This window comes from Ruthenibacterium intestinale (genome assembly GCF_040096265.1).
Taxonomy (GTDB): Bacteria; Bacillota; Clostridia; order Oscillospirales; family Ruminococcaceae; genus Ruthenibacterium; species Ruthenibacterium komagatae.
This window is the reverse complement of sequence record NZ_JBBMFA010000049.1, coordinates 1-1139: the sequence shown is the minus strand read 5'-3', so window position 1 is coordinate 1139 and position 1139 is coordinate 1. Positions and strand designations below refer to the sequence as shown.

The 1139-nt window shown below is 57.0% G+C and carries 1 protein-coding gene; it reads right to left on the bottom strand.

Translation table 11 applies throughout. The annotated features are described in order from the left end of the window. The coding region (locus WMO24_RS02565; RefSeq protein WP_349214715.1) for an SHIRT domain-containing protein at positions 1-1139 on the bottom strand (1139 nt) is incomplete at both ends.

Here is a 1139-nt window from a genome sequence, read left to right as displayed (position 1 = left end):
GTATCATCGGTGTACCAGTTTTTGTCGTACCAGGTGTAGCCTTCGGCTGCCGTCACTTCGGGCATGCTGGCCTGGGCTGTACCGGTCTCGCTGTAGTTGCCGTTCTCGTCGGTCAGCGTCAGCACTTCGCTGCTGATGGCGGGAGTGCCGTTGGCTGCTTCGTAGTTCACGACCACCTGGAACTTATCGGGGATCTGGTCGCCGTTGTCCGGGTCTTCATCCGGATCTTTACCCGGATCTACCAGAACGTCGATGTCATAGTAGACATTCAGAACATTCTGCGCCGGATCGATGCCGATGGTCTTGGGGCCATCGTCGCTGTTGAAGAGGTACGTCTGATCTTGGTACACCAGACGCTGGCTGTAGGTGATCGTCGTGCCATAAGCAGCGTTTCCGCTCTCCGGATCACGGTCGACCTCTACGCCCTCGCGGTTCAGATAAATGTGATTGACGGTGTAATCGTAATTGTTCACCGTGAAGGAACCAACCACGACCAGACTCTCTGCGGGCATGGTTGCGGGCAGTCCATCGGGATATTCCTCGACGGTCCAGCCGGAGAAGGTGTAGCCTTCGCGGTCTGCCGGATCCGCCATCAAGCTGATGGGCTGGTTGTAAACCTTTGTCTCAGAGGCATAGAAAGCGCCATCCAGCATGTAAGTGATGGTGTATTCCGCAACCGCCACTTCTTCGAAGGTCCAGGTGCCTCTGACGGTCACGTTGCTCTCGCCCATGACGCCGTTGTTGGGATCGGTCCAGCCGCTGAAGGTGTAGCGGCCATTCACGTTGCCATAGGCATCCGTGGTCTCCACGACGGTCTCACTGGTGTAAGTAGTATCGATCGTGTAGGGCTGGTTCTTCGCCAGGCCGATGATGGACTCGGGCAGAGTCTCGGTTGTGGGAACGTCGCCGTCCCAGCTGTAGTTCACGTCATACTTGGCAACTGCCACGTCTTCGAAGGTCCAGGTGCCTCTGACGGTCACGTTGCTCTCGCCCATGACGCCCTTGTTGGGATCGGTCCAGCCGGAGAAGGTGTACTGACCGTTGATGTTGTTGTACGCATCGTAGGTGTACACGATGGTCGCGCTGGTGTAGGTCGTGTCAATCTCATAGGGCTGGTTCTTCGCCAGGCCAATGATGGA